The following is a 16,738-nucleotide window of genomic DNA, read 5'->3' as shown; positions in this document are numbered from 1 at the left end:
CGGGCGCCCCGCAACCCCGCCCCGCACCCCGCCCCCGCTCGTCGTTACCCGCGGATCCGTGGGACACCGCCTAGGCTCAGCCACCATGAGCACCTCCCTCACCCTCATCCAGGGCGACATCACCGAACAAGCCGTGGACGCCGTGGTCAACGCAGCCAACTCGTCGCTCCTCGGCGGCGGGGGAGTGGACGGCGCGATCCACCGGCGCGGCGGTCCGGAGATCCTCGACGCGTGCCGCGACCTGCGTGCCGCGCAGTACGGCGGTGGCCTGCCCACCGGCCAGGCCGTCGCCACCACCGCCGGCCTGCTGCCGGCCCGCTGGGTCATCCACACCGTCGGCCCGGTGTACTCCGAGACCGAGGACCGCTCCGCCCTGCTCGCCTCCTGCTACCGGGAGTCCCTCCGGATCGCTGACGAACTGGGCGCGCGGACGGTCGCGTTCCCGGCCATCTCCACCGGCGTCTACCGGTGGCCGATGGAGGAGGCCGCCCGCATCGCGGTGGAGACCGTGCGGGACACGGAGACGGCGGTGGAAGAGGTGCGGTTCGTCCTCTTCGACGAGCAGGCGTACGCGGTGTTCGCCGCGCTCGTCGACTGACTACGGCAGAAACGGATGCCGCAGAAACGGATGCCGCGTGCCGAAGGCGCCTGCTCCCTGCACTGAGCCACCTCCACTGAGCCCCCCTCCACTGCGCGACGGGTGCTGAGCTACAGGTACCAAGATATGGGCGCTGACCTGCGAAAACGCAGGCTCAGTCGTTGCCCGGTCCGGCGGTCCTGGTCCGGTACGTGAGCCGGAGCGCCATGAGGGCGGAGACGGACTCCAGCCACCGGGCGACGTCCTGGTCGCCCTCCACGGTACGCACCAGGGACGCCGCCGACTGCAGCCAGTCACGTACCAGTTGTGCCGCGGCGTCGCCCGGCACCGGCTCAGGGAGCGTCGCGGCGTACGCGGTCCCGCCGCTGCGGACCACTTCGGCGAGGAAGGCGACCGCGCGCGGAAGGACGCCCTGCCGGTCGAGTACGACGGCGGCGCCCACCGCCCCGTCCCCGAAGAGCGTGGTGCGGTGCGAGCCACCGAATCCGATGCCGTAGCGCAGCAGCGCCGTGACATCCAGCGTGGCGAGTTCGTCGTCGGTCCTGCCCGGGGGAGGTGAGGGATGCATACCTGTCTCGGAATCGGTCACTTCACGGTGACGGTGTAGGTGTGGTAGGTCGGACGGCTCGATGCCGGTGCGGCCGTGGATCCGGCGGGCGGGGGCGGGGAAGCCGTTGCCGAGTCGTCGCCCTGGTCGATACAGGCGTGCACGGGGCAGTGGATCAGCCGGATCGTGGTGCTGCCCCGGCCGACGGCCTTGAAGCGGAAGAGCTGGCTGCCGCCGCTTGCCCCGTCCGCCTCGCTCCCCGAGTTCTCCTGATCCTCGCCCGCCGCGCGCACCACACGGGCGGCGGGCTTCGGCTCGGCCACGTACCAGCGTTCGCCGAGCGAGGCGTTGGAGGGCACGGACAGCGTGAACTCCTCGCCGGAGTCGGCCTCGATGGCGGTCTCGTCCGTGTCGTACGTGCTGGGACCCATGAGACCGCATCCGGTGAGGGCGGTGAGGACGGCGAGAGTGGTGAGGGCGGTGAGTGCCGGTGTGAGTGCCCGGCGAAGGGCGGTGCCCGGGAGTTGAGTACGCATCATGGATCGCTTCAGTCGGCGGGCAGGTGGACGGCGTAGGCGTCGGGCATGCGGTTGTCGGAGGCCTTGTCCATGCGGCCGTTGACGAAGTCGTCCTCACTGACCCAGGTGGTGGTGCCCCAGGGGTTGTAGACCTGGAGCATGTCGCCCTCCTGGCCGATGATCATCATCGCGTGACCGGAGCGCTCATCGTCCTTGTTGTACCCCTCGACGCCGATCGGCACCGGCTTGCCCTCGGCCACGGACTTCTCGATGTCCGGCAGCACATCGCGCCGGGCATCGGCGCTCCTGGTCTCCTGGAAGTCGTACGACGCTCCGGTGTGCGGGCTGATCTCCTTGTCGACCACGGTGGTCTTGCCGTCGTTGTCCATGCCGTTGGGGTGCCGGGAGAACGGGAAGTCATAGTCGTAGTTCCCGTCGCCCTCGTCGTGCACCCGCTGCTGTTCGGCGCCCAACCGGTCGCGGAACGCCCCGGGGTCGTCCTCCTGGCCGGACGGGCCGCCGGTGAGTTCAAGGGCGTAGACGGGGTCGACCATGGCCCGTGCGCTCACGGTGGAGGACGGAACGCAGGTGTTTCCGTCCTGCGACCACCGTTCGCCGTTGAAGGCCTGGTCGTCGGTGTTGTTGTTCCTGCCGTCCTTGGCGCGCCCCTCGTTGTCCATGCTGTCCGCGGCGGTGGTCACCGGGGTGAGGTGGCGCTGGAGCCAGGCCGGGTCCTTGCCATGGATCTTTCCCTGGAATTCCGACACGGCGTTCAGGTCGTACCCCGCGGCCAATGCCTTGACCAGGTAGGCGCGTTCCTGCGGCGACTTGGAGTCGGCGAGCATCCTGTCGAACGCGGCGCGGTCGCGGGCGCTCATCTTCTCCATGTACTGACCGGAGCGTTCGAGGTCGTTCGCGCTGAGCAGCTCGTTCATCTCCGCCGGACCGGAGGGGCCCGCGGTGTCCGCGAGGGCGAGTTTGTCGGCGGCGGAGAGGCCACTCGTGTGCATCTTGCCGGCCCGCGCCTCGGAGGCGAACTTGTTGAGGTCACGGGCGGCCGCGCGGGCCGCGTCGTCGGCGGACCGTGCCGCGGAGCGCATCTTGTCGACACCGGCACAGGCCACCGTGCCGGCCCGCCAGATCGCGTCCTCCTCCTCGTCGGTGTCCACCATGTTGTCGAAGAAGCCGTCCTCGGCACCGAGAATGGACAGTGCCTCGCGCAATTGGCCGCGGCCGGTCCCGTCCAGTTTCTGGGCGTCCTCGACCGCGTCACTCAGGGACAGCAGCGCATTGCCCCCCTTTTGCAGGGCTTCGGTCATCTGATGGGCCGCACGGGCCGCGGCCTGGACGACCTCGGACGCCGCCACGCCGGATTTCCCCACCCAGACCTCCGGCAGGCCCGACGTGGCCACCTGGTCGACCTTGACGGCGACCTCTTCGGCGGACTTCGACTGGGTGCGGTAGCGCTTGCCCAGCAGTTCGAGTGTGCCGGGGGAGCCGACCGGCGCCGGGACGGCGAGGGCGGTATTGATCTCGGCGATCATCTCGTTCTTGTCGTCGCAGTCGAGGAGCCGCTTGTAGCACTCCTCCAGCTTGGCGCGACGCTCCGTGGTGGATCCCTGCTCAGCCATCGAGTGTGGAAAGGCCTTTGTGTGCGATGCGGTCGGGGGACGGAAAGCGCGGGCCGGGCTCAGCCGAAGGGGGACGGGCCGGTCACGGCGGCAGGCCTCGTCGACACCTGGGAATCTCCGGCGCTCCCCGCCGAGTTGACCTGGGCGATCACTTCGTGGTCGGCCTGGTCGTAATTGGACCGGGAGGCACGGACTTTGCCGGCGAGTTCGTGGAGCGCGCTTTCGAGCGTCTTCGCCTCGTCCTGCCAGGCGGTGGAGAACGACCGGTAGGCGGGGCCGGAATCGGTGCCGCCGAGTATGTCGTCGTCGAAGCAGACCGCGTCGGCTATGGCGGACTTGATGTCGCCGGTATCGTCGCCCGCCGAGTCGAGCTTGTCCGCCTCGGCGTCCATACCGCCCTGTTGGACGTGGTATCCGGACTGGCCGGCCATCGCTCCCCCGAGTGTTCTGTGATGTCCGCACATGTGCGTCGGACGCCGAAAGGGCAGCATGCCCATGACATGCTGCCGCGGGACGACGCCTGAGTGGAGCTCATCTTAACGGTGCGGCGGGCGGCCGGACGGCGGGTCCTTGCCGCCGTCCCCGCGAAAGCGACCCAGGCGCCTCCACCGAACGAGGACCGACGAGGATCGCGCCCTCCCTGGTCACCCGACGTCGATGTCGGATTCTCGCCAGCCGAACGGGCCCCGGCTGAGGAATCCTGAAGTCATGCACACCGACACCGAGCGCTGTCTGCGCGCCGTGCAGTCCAAGGACGCCCGCTTCGACGGCTGGTTCTACACCGCCGTGCTCACGACCCGTATCTACTGCCGTCCCAGCTGCCCCGTGGTGCCGCCCAAGCCGGAGAACATGCGCTTCTACCCGAGCGCGGCCGCCGCCCAGCAGGCCGGCTTCCGGGCCTGCAAGCGGTGCCGCCCGGACGCCAGCCCGGGGTCCCCGGAGTGGAACGAGCGGGCCGACCTCGTCGCCCGCGCCATGCGGCTGATCGCCGACGGCATCGTCGACCGCGAGGGCGTCCCCGGACTCGCTGCCCGTCTCGGCTACAGCACCCGGCAGATCGAGCGGCAGCTGCTGGCCGAGCTGGGGGCCGGGCCGCTCGCCCTGGCCCGCGCCCAGCGGGCGCAGACCGCCCGGCTCCTGGTGGAGACCACCGCACTGCCGATGGCCGAGGTCGCCTTCGCCGCCGGTTTCGCCAGCATCCGCACCTTCAACGAGACGGTGCAGGAGGTCTTCGCCCTGTCCCCGACGGAGCTGCGGCAACGCGCACGGCCCGGCCCTCGGGGGACGGTGCCCGGTGCGCTCGCGCTGCGGCTGCCCTTCCGCCAGCCGCTCAACCCCGACAACCTCTTCGGGCATCTCGCCGCCACCGCCGTCCCCGGAGTCGAGGAGTGGCGGGACGGTGCCTACCGCCGGACCCTGGACCTCCCCTACGGGCACGGCATCGTCGCCCTCGCGCCCCGCCCCGACCACATCGACTGCCGCCTCTCCCTCACCGATCTGCGCGACCTGGCCGGCGCCATCGCCCGCTGCCGCCGGATGCTCGACCTCGACGCGGACCCCGAAGCCGTCGACGGACTGCTCCGCGAGGACCCGCGACTGACCCCGCTCGTCGACAAGGCACCCGGCCGCCGGGTCCCGCGGACGGTCGACGCCGACGAATTAGCGGTCCGCGCCGTCCTCGGCCAGCAGGTCTCCACCGCGGCGGCCCGTACCCACGCCGGACGGCTGGTCCGTGCCCACGGCGAACAGATCGACGACCCGGGCGGCGGCCTCAGCCATCTCTTCCCGTCCGCCGCCGCGCTCGCCGGGCTGGACCCGGAGCAGCTGGCGATGCCCCGTACCCGCCGGGCCACCCTCACCGGCGTCATCGCCGCCCTCTGCTCCGGTGCGCTGCAACTGGGCGTCGGCACCGACCGGGACGCCGCCCGGGCGCAGCTCGCGGCGCTGCCGGGCATCGGCCCCTGGACCGTCGAATGCATCGCCATGCGCGCGCTCGGCGACCCGGACGCCTTCACGCCGACCGACCTCGGTCTGCGCCGCGCGGCCGCCGGCCTCGGCCTGCCGCACACCCCGGCGGCCCTCATCCGGCACTCCGCGCTCTGGCGCCCGTGGCGCGCCTACGCCGTCCAGTACCTCTGGGCGACCGACGACCACCCCATCAACCACCTCCCGAAGAACTGAGCCCACCACCATGACCGTTCACGCAGCCGAACCCGCCGCCCCCGTCACCCACACCGTCCTGGACGGCACCCCGGTGGGGCCGCTCACCCTCGTCGCCGCCGGCGAGGCCCTCAGCGGCCTCTACATGACCGACCAGCGCCACCGCCCGCCCCAGGAGACCTTCGGCGACCCGGCGGACCCCGACGAGCCGCCGTTCGCCGAGACCATCGCCCAGCTCCAGGCCTATTTCCGCGGCGAGTTGACCATCTTCGACCTGCCGCTCGCCCTCCACGGCACGCCCTTCCAGCGGCGGGTGTGGGCGGCGCTGTGCGCGATCCCGTACGGCGAGACCGTCTCGTACGGGCAGCTCGCCGAGAGGCTCGGCGCCCCGTCGGCGTCCCGCGCGGTCGGCCTGGCCAACGGCCGCAACCCGGTCGGCATCATCGTCCCCTGCCATCGCGTCGTCGGCGCCAACGGCAGCCTCACCGGCTACGGCGGCGGCCTCGACCGCAAGCGCCGGCTGCTCGCTTTCGAACGGACGGAGGACGGCCTGTTCCCGGCAGAAGCGTGCGGGTAACGGCGGTCCCGTGCGGACACACCCGACACGCCGCAGCCCGCGGCCGACTCTAGCCGCCCGTCACCGCGCGTACCTCCGCCACCAGCCCCTCCGCCGCGGTCAGTGACCGGTGCAACTCCTCGTCCGTGCGGCCGAGTTCGCCGAGCAGGGCGGTGGCGCGGGCACCGAAGCCGGGCGGTGTCTCCGGCATCGCCGCGGCCGCCGCGAGTGCGCCCTTCTCGTTGAGGCACCAGACGCGGTGGTGGGCGTGCAGGGCCTGGACGAGGTCGCCGACGGCGCGGGACAGGCACAGGGCCGCGTGCAGCACGTCCCGGGCCGTGTACGACTTGCCCGCCATCGCCACCGAGAACCCGGCGTCCCAGACCCCGTCGCGGGTCAGCGCCTTGCGGAGGGCCTCCGGGTAGTCCTGGGTCTCGTGGCGGAGGCGGGCCAGTTCGCCGTCGGTGTCGGCGAGCACCCGGCCCAGTGCCGCCTCGCCCGGGTAGGCGGGGGACCAGAAGCCGAGCGGGTGGCCGGCCTGGACGCCGATCTCGAAGCGGCCCGCGCGGCACTCCTCCCACACCTGCCGCACCCGGTCGACGTCCCGCAGGATCCAGTCCACATGACGGCCGTCGGGCAGCACCAGCCAGGCCCCGCCGTTGACCCACGCACCCCAGGACCCCGGCCCGTACACCTCGACGGGACCGCCGGTCACCTCCGCGGCCAGCGTCTCCAGCGCCGCCAGATCCGGCTCACCCCGGTAATAGACACCCAGATCCCAGTCGGAGTCCGCCCGATGAGTTCCCCGGGCCCGGCTCCCGCCGAGCATCACCCCGACAACTCCCGGCACCTGTGCGACCTCGGCTGCGATCTCGTCCATGAACCTCACCCTAGGCAGCACCGCCACTCCGCCGTCCATCTCTTTTACGACGGACCGTCAGCCCCGCTCTGCGGAATTCCGTCCTCCAGTTCTGCCGGGCCGCGGCCGGCCGCGAGGGCCTTCAGCGCGGCGTCGAGCCGCAGCGCCATCTCGTGGCTGACCAGGGTCTGTGCCTCGTCCCAGTGCACCAGCCGCCAGGAGAGCAGCTCCTCCTCCTGGAGCCGGATCGCGGCCAGCCGGGCGGCGTCCAGCACCCCGCCGTCGTAGAGGTAGAACACCAGCGGCGGACGGTGCCTGCTGCGTACCCAGTCGACGGCGAGCAGCGGGCCCGGCTCGATGTCCAGGCCGATCTCCTCGGCGGTCTCGCGGCGCGCGGCCTGGCGGGGCGATTCACCGGCGTCCGACTCGACGGTGCCGCCGGGCAGGATCCAGGTGTCGCGGTAGTTGGGCTCCACGAGCAGCAGGCGGCCCTCCGCGTCGCGGAAGAGGGTGCCCGCGCCCGCGAGCACACGGGGCAGACCGGCGATGTAGGCGGCGTAGTCCAGGGTCGTCACGGCGCGAGCCTAGACGGAGCGGCTCCGGCGCCGCGCCCGTCCGGCGGATCTTCGAGGGGCGCACTCCGGGGGCGCTCGGCGGCACCGCGGACCGGTGTGCCCTGTTCGCCGCGCCGCGTGCCGGATAAGGTCACAGCGGCGCGACTGCCAGTTCGAAAGCAAGGGGTCACACGGTGGCGGACGCATCAAGGACACACTCAGCACATGTGCTGATCGCCGCGGACAAATTCAAGGGTTCGCTCACGGCCGTCGAGGTCGCCGAGCATGTCACGGCCGGTCTGCGGCGCGCGGCCCCCGGTCTGGAGGTCTCGGCCGTCCCGGTCGCCGACGGCGGCGACGGCACGGTGGCGGCGGCCCTCGCGGCCGGCTTCACCCGCCACGAGGCCCGGGTCACCGGCCCCACGGGCGCGCCGGTCACGGCCACCTTCGCCATGCGCGTGGGGGCACCCCCAGCGGTAGCTGGGGGAGGCACCGCGGTGGTGGAGATGGCGGAGGCGTCCGGACTCCAGCACCTTCCCCGAGGCGTCTTCGCGCCCTTGACGGCCACCACGTACGGCACCGGCGAGCTGCTGCTCGCCGCCCTCGACGCGGGCGCGACCTCGATCGTCTTCGGTGTCGGCGGCAGCGCCACGACCGACGGCGGGGCGGGGATGCTCGCGGCGCTCGGCGCGCGGTTCCTGGACGCGGACGGCGAACCGGTCGCCCCCGGTGGCGGCCCGCTGCGCGACCTGGCCACCGCCGATCTGTCGGGGCTGGACCCCCGGCTGGCGACGACACAGATCGTGCTCGCCAGCGACGTCGACAACCCCCTCACGGGCCCGAAGGGCGCCCCGGCGGTCTACGGCCCGCAGAAGGGCGCGAGCGAGGAGGACGTGGCCGCGCTGGACGCGGCCCTGGCGCACTACGCCGAGGTGCTGGAGCGCGCGGTGGGCCCCCGGGCCGCGGAACACGCCCTGGCGCCCGGCGCGGGCGCCGCGGGCGGTATCGGCTACGGCGCGCTGGTCGGCCTGGACGCGGACTTCCGGCCGGGCATCGACGTGATGCTCGACGTCCTGGGCTTCGCCCCGGCGCTGGCGAAGGCCACCTTCGTCATTACCGGCGAGGGCTCGCTCGACGAGCAGACCCTGCACGGCAAGGCACCGGCCGGTGTCGCCGCCGCGGCCCGGGCGGCCGGCCTGGACGTGGTCGCGGTCTGCGGCCGGCTCCAGCTGTCCCAGGAGGCGCTCACCGCGGCCGGTATCCGCCGTGCGTACGCCCTGGCGGATCTGGAGCCCGACCCGGCCCGCTGTATGGCCGAGGCGGGGCCGCTGCTGGAGCGGGCGGCGGAGCAGCTGGCGCGGGACTTCCTGGTCTGAGGCGCGGTGCGGCCCGCCGCGGGCCGCACCCACCACAACGCCGCGGGCCCCGAGCGAAAGATTCGCTCGGGGCCCGCGGCGTTGTTCTGCGTTCCGCTAGGGAAGCTGTGCGGCGCGGGACTCCGCGCGCGACTCACGGCGGTTGTCGCGGAAGGTGTTGACCCTCCGTGCCGTCGCGAAGAGCGGGATCATCGCGCCCAGGACCACCTGCAGGGAGCAGCCGGTCTGCAGCAGCAGCTGGCCGCCCGGGGCGTCCAGGGCCCAGGCCGTGAGCATGCCCATGCTGAGGAGGATCCAGCTGAGCATCGCCACCGCGAGCCTGCCCCGCGGCTTGGGGTACTCGACCCGGCTCACCATCAGCCAGGCCACCCCGACGATCGCCAGCAGCGTCGGCACGAACGGCAGCTCCAGCAGCACGATGGCCACGACGGTCAGTGCGCCGAACGGGCCGGGCATGCCCTGGAACATGCCGTCACGCATCGGCACGCAGGAGAACCGCGCAAGCCGGAGCACCACCGCCAGCAGCACCACGACGGCCGCGACCACGGACACCCGCTGGTTCGCGTCCTGGGTGACCATGCCCCAGGTCACCACGAAGTACGCGGGCGCCAGACCGAAGCTGATCAGGTCGGAGAGGTTGTCGAGCTCGGCCCCCATCGCCGAGGCCCGCAGCTTGCGTGCCACCAGCCCGTCGAAGAGGTCGAAGACCGACGCGAGCAGCATCAGGATCACGGCCATGGCCGCGCTGTGCCGCGCCATCCCGCCGTCCTCGTTGCCCGTCAGATGCGGGATGAGGACGCCGGTGGTGGTGAAGTACACGGCCATGAAGCCGCAGATCGCGTTGCCGAGGGTGAGGGTGTCCGCTATTGACAGCCGCGTGGACAGCGGCATGTCGTCCTCGTCCTCGTCGGTCTCGGGCGCCCAGCCGGCTTGTGTTTCCGGATCAATCACGGTCAAGGCGAGTCACCCCCGCGGTAGTGGCCTGGCCGACCTCGACCGCGGCCTCGACGCCCTCCGGGAGGTAGACGTCGACCCGCGAGCCGAAGCGGATCAGCCCGATCCGCTCGCCCTGCTCGACCTTGGTGCCCTGGGGCACGTAGGGGACGATGCGGCGGGCCACCGCGCCGGCGATCTGCACCATCTCGATGTCGCCGAGCTCGGTGTCGAAGTGCCAGACCACCCGCTCGTTGTTCTCGCTCTCCTTGTTGAACGCCGGAACGAATCCGCCGGGGATGTGCTCCACGGAGGTCACCGTGCCGGCCAGCGGCGCACGGTTGACATGAACGTTCAGCGGGCTCATGAAGATCGCGACGCGAGTCCGTCCGTCCTTCCACGGCATGATGCTCTGCACCACGCCGTCGGCCGGAGAGATGACCCGGCCCTGAGCGATCTCCCGCTCGGGGTCCCGGAAGAACCACAGCATGCCCGCCGCCAGTGCGGTGGTGGGCACGGCAACGGCGGCCCAGCGGCCCGACCGGCGGGACCGGGCGAGGCTGACCGCTGCCGTGGCAACGGTCGGCAGGAGCCACGGCGACGCTCCGCGCGCGAGGCGGACACGACCGCGTGATGCAGAGGATTGGCTGTGGGGCATGGATGACCTTCGTAGCGGAGGATGCCGCTTATGGATACGGGGGACGGCGGCTTTCCATGGATGCTATCGGTTACGAGCGGCAACTGGCCAAGAGCCAGAGCCAATCCGTGGCCGAAGAACGATGACGGGGTGTGATCTTCGTCTAGGCCATACCGGCCCAAACGGGATGTTCACCCCTGGATCCGGTACTCCTCGAGTAGCCGTCGACCAATGATCATTTTCTGGATCTCGGCGGTACCTTCACCGATCAGGAGCATCGGGGCCTCGCGGTAAAGGCGCTCGATCTCGTACTCCTTCGAGAAGCCGTAGCCACCGTGGATGCGGAAGGCGTCTTCCACTACCTCCTTGCAGTACTCGGAGGCCAGGTACTTCGCCATGCCCGCTTCGAGGTCATTTCGCTGGCCCGAGTCCTTTTTGCGAGCGGCGTTAACCATCATGGCATGCGCCGCTTCGACCTTTGTCGCCATTTCTGCCAGTTTGAACTGGATGGCCTGGTGCTGGGCGATCGGCTTGCCGAAGGTGTGGCGCTGCTGTGCGTACGAAACACCCAGCTCGAAGGCGCGCTGGGCGACACCGCAGCCGCGCGCGGCGACATTGACCCGGCCGACCTCGACACCGTCCATCATGTGATAGAAGCCACGTCCGGTCTCGCCGCCGAGCACCCGATCGGCCGGGATCCGCAGCCCGTCCATGATCAGCTCGGTGGTGTCGACACCCTTGTAGCCCATCTTGTCGATCTTGCCCGGAATCGTCAGGCCGGGGCGCACCTCACCGAAGCCGGCTTCCTTCTCCACGAGGAAGGTCGTCATCGACTTGTGCGGCGCGGTGCCTTCCGGGTGGCCCTCGTCCGTACGGCACAGCACGGCGACGAGCGTGGACGAGCCGCCGTTGGTGAGCCACATCTTCTGGCCGTTGAGGACGTATTCGTCACCGTCCCGCACACCTTTGGAAGAAATGGCCGAAACATCCGAGCCCAGTGCGGGCTCCGACATCGAGAAGGCGCCCCGGATCTCACCGGCCGCCATCTTCGGCAGGAAATAGTCCTTCTGCTCCTGGGTGCCGTGCTGCTTGAGCATGTACGCCACGATGAAGTGGGTGTTGATGATGCCCGAGACGCTCATCCAGCCGCGGGCGATCTCCTCGACGGTCAGCGCATAGGTGAGAAGGGACTCACCCAGACCGCCGTACTCCTCGGGGATCATCAGGCCGAACACACCGAGTTCCTTGAGGCCCTCGACGATCTGCGACGGGTATTCGTCGCGGTGCTCCAGCTCCGTGGCGACCGGAATGATCTCCTTGTCCACGAAATCGCGGACGGTGGAGAGGATTTCCTGCTGAATGTCGGTCAGGCCCTCGGTCTGCGCGAGACGGGTCATGGCTACTTCTCCTTCTTGGCCGGCGGGGCCTGCAGCTCCGGGCGGCCGGGCTGCTCGCCGCCGCGCTCCTTGATGTAGGTGGCCGTGGGGACCATGACCTTGCGCCGGAAGACGCAGACCAGGGTGCCGTCCTGCTTGTACCCCTTGGTTTCGACGTGCACGATGCCGCGGTCCGACTTGGAGCGGGACGGGGTCTTGTCGAGCACGGTCGTCTCGCCGTAGATCGTGTCGCCGTGGAAGGTGGGCGCCACATGCTTCAGCGACTCGATCTCCAGATTGGCGATGGCCTTTCCGGAGACATCGGGCACCGACATGCCCAGCAGCAGGGAGTAGATGTAGTTACCGACGACGACATTCTTTCCGAAGTCGGTCGTCTGCTCCGCGTAGTTGCTGTCCATGTGCAGCGGGTGATGATTCATCGTGAGCAGACAGAAGAGGTGGTCGTCGTATTCCGTGACGGTTTTCCCCGGCCAGTGCTTGTACACATCGCCGACGGTGAACTCTTCATAGGTGCGGCCGAACTGCATCGCGCTTAAGCCTCCGGGGCCTCGAACTTGGACGTGCGGATCATGCCGGCGGCCCGGCCCTTGCCGGCGACGACCAGCGCCATCTTCCGGCTCGCCTCGTCGATCATCTCGTCGCCGAGCATCGCGGAACCCTTGGCTCCGCCTGCCTCCGAGGTGTGCCACTCGTAGGCGTCCAGGATCAGCTCGGCGTGGTCGTAGTCCTCCTGGGAGGGGGAGAACACCTCGTTGGCGGCCTCGACCTGACCCGGGTGCAGCACCCACTTGCCGTCGAAGCCGAGGGCGGCGGCGCGGCCGGCGACCTCGCGGTAACCGTCAACATTCTTGATCTGAAGGTACGGACCGTCGATCGCCTGCAGATCGTAGGTGCGTGCCGCCATCAGAATGCGCATCAGAATGTAGTGATACGCATCCGCCCCATAGCCGGGAGGCTGCTCGCCGACCACCAGGGACTTCATGTTGATGGACGCCATGAAGTCGGCCGGGCCGAAGATGATGGTCTCCAGGCGCGGCGAGGCCCCGGCGATCTCATCGACGTTCACCAGGCCCTTGGCGTTCTCGATCTGCGCCTCGATGCCGATCCTGCCGACCTCGAAGCCCATGGTCTTCTCGATCTGCGTCAGCAGCAGGTCCAGTGCCACGATCTGCTGGGCGTCCTGGACCTTCGGCAGCATGATGCAGTCGAGGTTGGGGCCGGCGCCCTCGACGACCGTGATGACGTCCCGGTACGTCCAGTGCGTCGTCCAGTCGTTGACCCGCACGACCCGCGTCTTGCCCGTCCAGTCGCCCTCGTTCAGCGCCTCGACGATGTGGTGCCGGGCGCCCTCCTTGGCGAGCGGCGCACAGGCGTCCTCCAGGTCCAGGAAGACCTGGTCGGCGGGGAGGCCCTGGGCCTTCTCCAGAAAGCGCGGGTTGCTGCCGGGGACCGCGAGACAGGAGCGGCGCGGGCGCAGGCGGTGAGCCTGGGTCATGCGGGGACCTCCAGAGGGTCGAGCTGGTTCGCTTTCCGGATTTCGTCGACGATACGGCCGATGATCTCCGTAATACCGAAATCCTTGGGGGTGAAGACGGCCGCCACTCCGGCTTCCCGGAGCGCCGCCGCATCGGCGGAGGGGATGATGCCGCCGACGATGACCGGCATGTCGTCCACGCCGGTGCGGCGCAGCCGGGCCAGCACGTCCGGCACCAGCTCGGCGTGCGAGCCCGACAGGATCGACAGCCCCACACAGTGCACGTCCTCGGCGACGGCGGCCGAGACGATCTGCTCCGGGGTCAGCCGGATGCCCTGGTAGATCACCTCGAAGCCGGCGTCCCTGGCCCGTACGGCGATCTGCTCGGCGCCGTTGCTGTGCCCGTCCAGGCCGGGCTTGCCGACCAGCAGCCGCAGCTTGCCGCTGCCGAGCTCGGCGGCGGTCTTGGCGACCTTCTCGCGGACCGCGGCGAGCGGGCTGCCCTCCTCGGCGGCGACCGCCAGGGGGGCGCTGGAGACGCCCGTAGGAGCCCGGAACTCGCCGAAGACGTCCCGCAGCGCCCAGGCCCACTCACCGGTCGTCACACCGGCACGTGCGCACTCCACGGTCGCCGCGAAGAGGTTGCCGTCGCCCGCCGCGGTCTTCTTCAGGACCGACAGCGCGTCCTGGGCGCGCGTCTCGTCGCGGTTGTCCCGCCAGTCGTGCAGCGCCTGGACGACCCGCGCCTCGTTCGCCGGGTCGACGGTCATGATGGCCGTGTCGAGATCCGCGGTGAGCGGGTTGGGCTCGGTGCCCTCGAAGCAGTTGACGCCGACGATCTTCTCCTCGCCGGCCTCGATCCGGGCCCGCCGCTCGGCGTGCGCGGAGACCAGCTGCGACTTGAGGTAGCCGGACTCCACCGCGGCCATCGCGCCGCCCATCTCCTGGATCCGCTCGATCTCGGTGAGGCATTCGGTGACCAGGGCGTCCACCTTGGCCTCGATGACATGCGAGCCGGCGAAGATGTCCTCGTACTCCAGCAGATCGCTCTCGTGGGCGAGGACCTGCTGGATACGCAGGGACCACTGCTGGTCCCAGGGGCGCGGCAGCCCCAACGCCTCGTTCCAGGCGGGGAGTTGCACCGCGCGGGCGCGGGCGTCCTTGGAGAGCGTGACGGCCAGCATCTCCAGGACGATCCGCTGGACGTTGTTCTCCGGCTGCGCCTCGGTCAGGCCGAGCGAGTTGACCTGGACGCCGTAGCGGAACCGGCGCTGCTTCTCGTTCTCGATGCCGTAGCGCTCGCGGGTGATCTTGTCCCAGATGCGGCCGAAGGCGCGCATCTTGCACATCTCCTCGATGAACCGGACTCCGGCGTTCACGAAGAACGAGATACGGGCCACGACATCACCGAACTTCTCCGGCGGCACCTGCCCGGAGTCCCGCACCGCGTCCAGCACCGCTATCGCGGTGGACATCGCGTAGGCGATCTCCTGGACCGGTGTGGCGCCCGCCTCCTGCAGGTGGTAGCTGCAGATGTTGATCGGGTTCCACTTCGGGATGTGCGCCACCGTGTACGTGATCATGTCGGTGGTCAGCCGGAGCGAGGGTCCCGGCGGGAAGACATGCGTCCCGCGCGAGAGGTACTCCTTGACGATGTCGTTCTGCGTGGTCCCCGACAGCTTGGAGATGTCGGCGCCCTGCTCCTCGGCGACCACCTCGTACAGCGCCAGCAGCCACATGGCCGTCGCGTTGATGGTCATCGAGGTGTTCATCTGGTCCAGCGGGATGTCCTGGAACAGCCGTCGCATGTCACCGAGGTGGGACACGGGGACCCCGACCCGGCCGACCTCGCCGCGGGCGAGGACGTGGTCGGGGTCGTAACCGGTCTGCGTCGGGAGGTCGAACGCGACCGACAGGCCGGTCTGGCCCTTGGCGAGGTTGCGTCGGTACAGCTCGTTGGACGCCTCGGCGGTGGAGTGGCCGGCGTACGTCCGCATCAGCCACGGACGATCCTTCTGACGCTCAGTCATATCAGGCCCGTATCTTCGTGGTCCGGAGTCCGAGTCGCCTCAGACGTTCCGGAACCGGTTGATGGCGTCGAGGTGCTTGGCGCGCATTTCTTCGTCGCGCACGCCCATCCCCTCCTCGGGGGCCAGTGCCAGCACGCCGACCTTGCCCTGGTGGAGGTTGCGGTGCACGTCGTACGCCGCCTGTCCGGTCTCCTCAAGGGTGTACGTCTTCGAGAGGGTCGGGTGGATCTTGCCCTTGGCGATCAGGCGGTTGGCCTCCCACGCCTCGCGGTAGTTGGCGAAGTGCGAGCCGACGATCCGCTTCAGCGACATCCACAGGTAGCGGTTGTCGTACTCGTGGTTGTAGCCCGAGGTGGAGGCGCAGGTGACGATGGTGCCGCCCTTGCGTGTGACGTACACCGAGGCGCCGAAGGTCTCCCGGCCGGGGTGCTCGAAGACGATGTCCACGTCCTCGCCGCCGGTCAGCTCGCGAATGCGCTTGCCGAAGCGCTTCCACTCCTTGGGGTCCTGGGTGTGCTCGTCCTTCCAGAACTTGTAGCCCTCGGCGTTGCGGTCGATGATCGCCTCGGCGCCCATCTTCCGGCAGATCTCCGCCTTCTGGTCGGAGGAGACCACACAGATCGGGTTGGCGCCGCCGGCCAGCGCGAACTGGGTGGCGTACGAGCCGAGTCCGCCGCTGGCGCCCCAGATCAGGACGTTGTCGCCCTGCTTCATCCCGGCGCCGTTCTGCGAGACGAGCTGGCGGTAGGCGGTCGAGTTGACCAGACCGGGCGACGCCGCCTCCTCCCAGCTCAGGTGCTTCGGCTTGGGCATCAGCTGGTTGGACTTGACCAGCGCGATCTCGGCCAGACCGCCGAAGTTGGTCTCGAAGCCCCAGATGCGCTGCTCGGGGTCGAGCATCGTGTCGTTGTGGCCGTCGGAGGACTCCAGCTCGACGGAGAGGCAGTGCGCGACGACCTCGTCGCCGGGGCCCCAGGCGTTGACACCGGGGCCGGTGCGCAGGACCACGCCGGCCAGGTCGGAGCCGATGACGTGGTACGGCAGGTCGTGCCGCTTGGTGAGCGGGGAGAGCTTGCCGTAGCGCTCCAGGAACCCGAACGTCGACATCGGCTCGAAGATCGAGGTCCACACGGAGTTGTAGTTCACGGAGGAGGCCATGACGGCCACCAGCGCCTCGCCCGGGCCCAGCTCGGGCACCGGCACCTCATCGACGTGCAGCGACTTGCGGGGGTCCTTCTCCTTGGTCTCCAGGCCGGAGAACATGTCGGCCTCGTCCTTGTGCACGGTCACCGCGCGGTAGGACTCGGGGATGGTCAGGCCGGCGAAGTCGGCGCTGGTGGTGTCAGGCGCGAGGATTGCGTCCAGGATTTCGTTCACGGTGTGCCTCCGGCGAAGTCCGTTGAGGGAACGGCTTGAGGGAACGTCGGGGGTGTTGCGGAGGTGGTGCCGTCGGTTCGGCCGGGGTGGC

Annotated in this window: 17 protein-coding genes; 4 read left to right on the top strand and 13 right to left on the bottom strand. The window is 70.0% G+C overall.

All coding sequences use genetic code 11. From position 1 onward, the window contains the following. The first annotated feature begins 85 nt into the window (after positions 1 to 85). The gene (locus STRNI_RS07740; protein WP_274739129.1) at positions 86 to 598 is read left to right on the top strand and encodes an O-acetyl-ADP-ribose deacetylase; all 513 of its coding nucleotides are present in this window, start codon (positions 86 to 88) and stop codon (positions 596 to 598) included. A 154-nt stretch (positions 599 to 752) separates the two neighbouring features. On the opposite strand, the gene STRNI_RS07735 is transcribed toward STRNI_RS07740, so the two are convergent. Genes STRNI_RS07735 through STRNI_RS07720 form a run of 4 tightly spaced genes read right to left on the bottom strand, consistent with a single transcriptional unit; the run spans position 753 to position 3,725 of the window. Further along, entirely contained in the window at positions 753 to 1,166 is a 414-nt protein-coding gene (locus STRNI_RS07735) for a hypothetical protein (RefSeq protein WP_159485192.1), read from the bottom strand. 17 nt (positions 1,167 to 1,183) lie between these two features. Next, a complete protein-coding gene (locus STRNI_RS07730) occupies positions 1,184 to 1,684 on the bottom strand; it encodes a protease inhibitor I42 family protein (protein WP_018090454.1) in 501 nt (166 codons plus the stop codon). Positions 1,685 to 1,692: 8 nt separating this feature from the next. Next, positions 1,693 to 3,294, bottom strand: a complete 1,602-nt coding sequence (locus STRNI_RS07725) for a peptidoglycan-binding protein (protein ID WP_266444600.1) — start codon at positions 3,292 to 3,294, stop codon at positions 1,693 to 1,695. A gap of 59 nt (positions 3,295 to 3,353) precedes the next feature. Further along, positions 3,354 to 3,725, bottom strand: coding sequence for a hypothetical protein (locus STRNI_RS07720; RefSeq protein WP_018090456.1), 372 nt, complete (start codon positions 3,723 to 3,725; stop codon positions 3,354 to 3,356). A 277-nt stretch (positions 3,726 to 4,002) separates the two neighbouring features. On the opposite strand from STRNI_RS07720, the gene STRNI_RS07715 reads away from it, so the two are divergent. Together STRNI_RS07715 and STRNI_RS07710 are read left to right on the top strand one after the other, a co-directional pair. Then, complete coding sequence (locus tag STRNI_RS07715; protein ID WP_277410794.1) at positions 4,003 to 5,475, top strand: DNA-3-methyladenine glycosylase 2 family protein; 1,473 nt, start codon at positions 4,003 to 4,005, stop codon at positions 5,473 to 5,475. A 10-nt stretch (positions 5,476 to 5,485) separates the two neighbouring features. Further along, positions 5,486 to 6,031, top strand: coding sequence for a methylated-DNA--[protein]-cysteine S-methyltransferase (locus STRNI_RS07710; protein ID WP_159485186.1), 546 nt, complete (start codon positions 5,486 to 5,488; stop codon positions 6,029 to 6,031). A 49-nt stretch (positions 6,032 to 6,080) separates the two neighbouring features. Here the strand turns inward: STRNI_RS07710 and STRNI_RS07705 are convergent, their stop codons facing one another. Both STRNI_RS07705 and STRNI_RS07700 read right to left on the bottom strand, forming a co-directional pair. Further along, on the bottom strand, positions 6,081 to 6,890 hold the full coding sequence (locus tag STRNI_RS07705) for a DUF4037 domain-containing protein (RefSeq protein ID WP_277410793.1): 810 nt from the start codon (positions 6,888 to 6,890) through the stop codon (positions 6,081 to 6,083). Between the two features lie 44 nt (positions 6,891 to 6,934). Then, on the bottom strand, positions 6,935 to 7,444 hold the full coding sequence (locus tag STRNI_RS07700) for an NUDIX domain-containing protein (protein ID WP_093645316.1): 510 nt from the start codon (positions 7,442 to 7,444) through the stop codon (positions 6,935 to 6,937). A 206-nt stretch (positions 7,445 to 7,650) separates the two neighbouring features. Here STRNI_RS07700 and STRNI_RS07695 point away from each other — a divergent pair, with 206 nt between their 5' ends. After that, positions 7,651 to 8,799 (top strand): glycerate kinase, encoded by a 1,149-nt coding sequence (locus STRNI_RS07695; RefSeq protein ID WP_277410792.1) that lies wholly within the window; start codon positions 7,651 to 7,653, stop codon positions 8,797 to 8,799. A gap of 96 nt (positions 8,800 to 8,895) precedes the next feature. Here the strand turns inward: STRNI_RS07695 and pssA are convergent, their stop codons facing one another. The 7 genes from pssA to ccrA form a co-directional block, all read right to left on the bottom strand. Continuing rightward, complete coding sequence (gene pssA / locus STRNI_RS07690; RefSeq protein ID WP_026169773.1) at positions 8,896 to 9,756, bottom strand: CDP-diacylglycerol--serine O-phosphatidyltransferase; 861 nt, start codon at positions 9,754 to 9,756, stop codon at positions 8,896 to 8,898. After that, positions 9,743 to 10,390, bottom strand: a complete 648-nt coding sequence (locus tag STRNI_RS07685) for a phosphatidylserine decarboxylase (RefSeq protein ID WP_026169774.1) — start codon at positions 10,388 to 10,390, stop codon at positions 9,743 to 9,745. Before STRNI_RS07685 ends, pssA begins: the two co-directional genes overlap by 14 nt. 170 nt (positions 10,391 to 10,560) lie before the next feature. Continuing rightward, positions 10,561 to 11,766, bottom strand: coding sequence for an acyl-CoA dehydrogenase family protein (locus STRNI_RS07680; protein ID WP_018090464.1), 1,206 nt, complete (start codon positions 11,764 to 11,766; stop codon positions 10,561 to 10,563). A gap of 2 nt (positions 11,767 to 11,768) precedes the next feature. Next, a complete protein-coding gene (locus STRNI_RS07675) occupies positions 11,769 to 12,293 on the bottom strand; it encodes a MaoC family dehydratase (protein WP_018090465.1) in 525 nt (174 codons plus the stop codon). Between the two features lie 5 nt (positions 12,294 to 12,298). Continuing rightward, positions 12,299 to 13,261, bottom strand: coding sequence for an HpcH/HpaI aldolase/citrate lyase family protein (locus STRNI_RS07670; RefSeq protein WP_109894284.1), 963 nt, complete (start codon positions 13,259 to 13,261; stop codon positions 12,299 to 12,301). Continuing rightward, entirely contained in the window at positions 13,258 to 15,270 is a 2,013-nt protein-coding gene (locus STRNI_RS07665) for a protein meaA (RefSeq protein ID WP_026169775.1), read from the bottom strand. Before STRNI_RS07665 ends, STRNI_RS07670 begins: the two co-directional genes overlap by 4 nt. A 39-nt stretch (positions 15,271 to 15,309) precedes the next feature. After that, positions 15,310 to 16,647, bottom strand: a complete 1,338-nt coding sequence (gene ccrA, locus STRNI_RS07660; protein ID WP_018090468.1) for a crotonyl-CoA carboxylase/reductase — start codon at positions 16,645 to 16,647, stop codon at positions 15,310 to 15,312. Positions 16,648 to 16,738 lie beyond the last annotated feature (91 nt).

Origin of the sequence: Streptomyces nigrescens, from assembly GCF_027626975.1 — a bacterium.
GTDB lineage: Bacteria > Actinomycetota > Actinomycetes > Streptomycetales > Streptomycetaceae > Streptomyces > Streptomyces nigrescens.
The sequence above is the reverse complement of the archived record's forward strand: the minus strand, read 5'-3'. Positions and strand labels throughout refer to the sequence as shown.

Coding starts and splice junctions, on each gene's coding strand:
- STRNI_RS07740 (WP_274739129.1), top strand. CDS start 86: ATGAGCACCTCCCTCACCCTCATCCAGGGCGACATCACCGAACAAGCC.
- STRNI_RS07735 (WP_159485192.1), bottom strand. CDS start 1,166: ATGCATCCCTCACCTCCCCCGGGCAGGACCGACGACGAACTCGCCACG.
- STRNI_RS07675 (WP_018090465.1), bottom strand. CDS start 12,293: ATGCAGTTCGGCCGCACCTATGAAGAGTTCACCGTCGGCGATGTGTAC.
- STRNI_RS07725 (WP_266444600.1), bottom strand. CDS start 3,294: ATGGCTGAGCAGGGATCCACCACGGAGCGTCGCGCCAAGCTGGAGGAG.
- STRNI_RS07680 (WP_018090464.1), bottom strand. CDS start 11,766: ATGACCCGTCTCGCGCAGACCGAGGGCCTGACCGACATTCAGCAGGAA.
- STRNI_RS07720 (WP_018090456.1), bottom strand. CDS start 3,725: ATGGCCGGCCAGTCCGGATACCACGTCCAACAGGGCGGTATGGACGCC.
- STRNI_RS07715 (WP_277410794.1), top strand. CDS start 4,003: ATGCACACCGACACCGAGCGCTGTCTGCGCGCCGTGCAGTCCAAGGAC.
- STRNI_RS07665 (WP_026169775.1), bottom strand. CDS start 15,270: ATGACTGAGCGTCAGAAGGATCGTCCGTGGCTGATGCGGACGTACGCC.
- STRNI_RS07730 (WP_018090454.1), bottom strand. CDS start 1,684: ATGATGCGTACTCAACTCCCGGGCACCGCCCTTCGCCGGGCACTCACA.
- STRNI_RS07705 (WP_277410793.1), bottom strand. CDS start 6,890: ATGGACGAGATCGCAGCCGAGGTCGCACAGGTGCCGGGAGTTGTCGGG.
- STRNI_RS07710 (WP_159485186.1), top strand. CDS start 5,486: ATGACCGTTCACGCAGCCGAACCCGCCGCCCCCGTCACCCACACCGTC.
- STRNI_RS07670 (WP_109894284.1), bottom strand. CDS start 13,261: ATGACCCAGGCTCACCGCCTGCGCCCGCGCCGCTCCTGTCTCGCGGTC.
- STRNI_RS07685 (WP_026169774.1), bottom strand. CDS start 10,390: ATGCCCCACAGCCAATCCTCTGCATCACGCGGTCGTGTCCGCCTCGCG.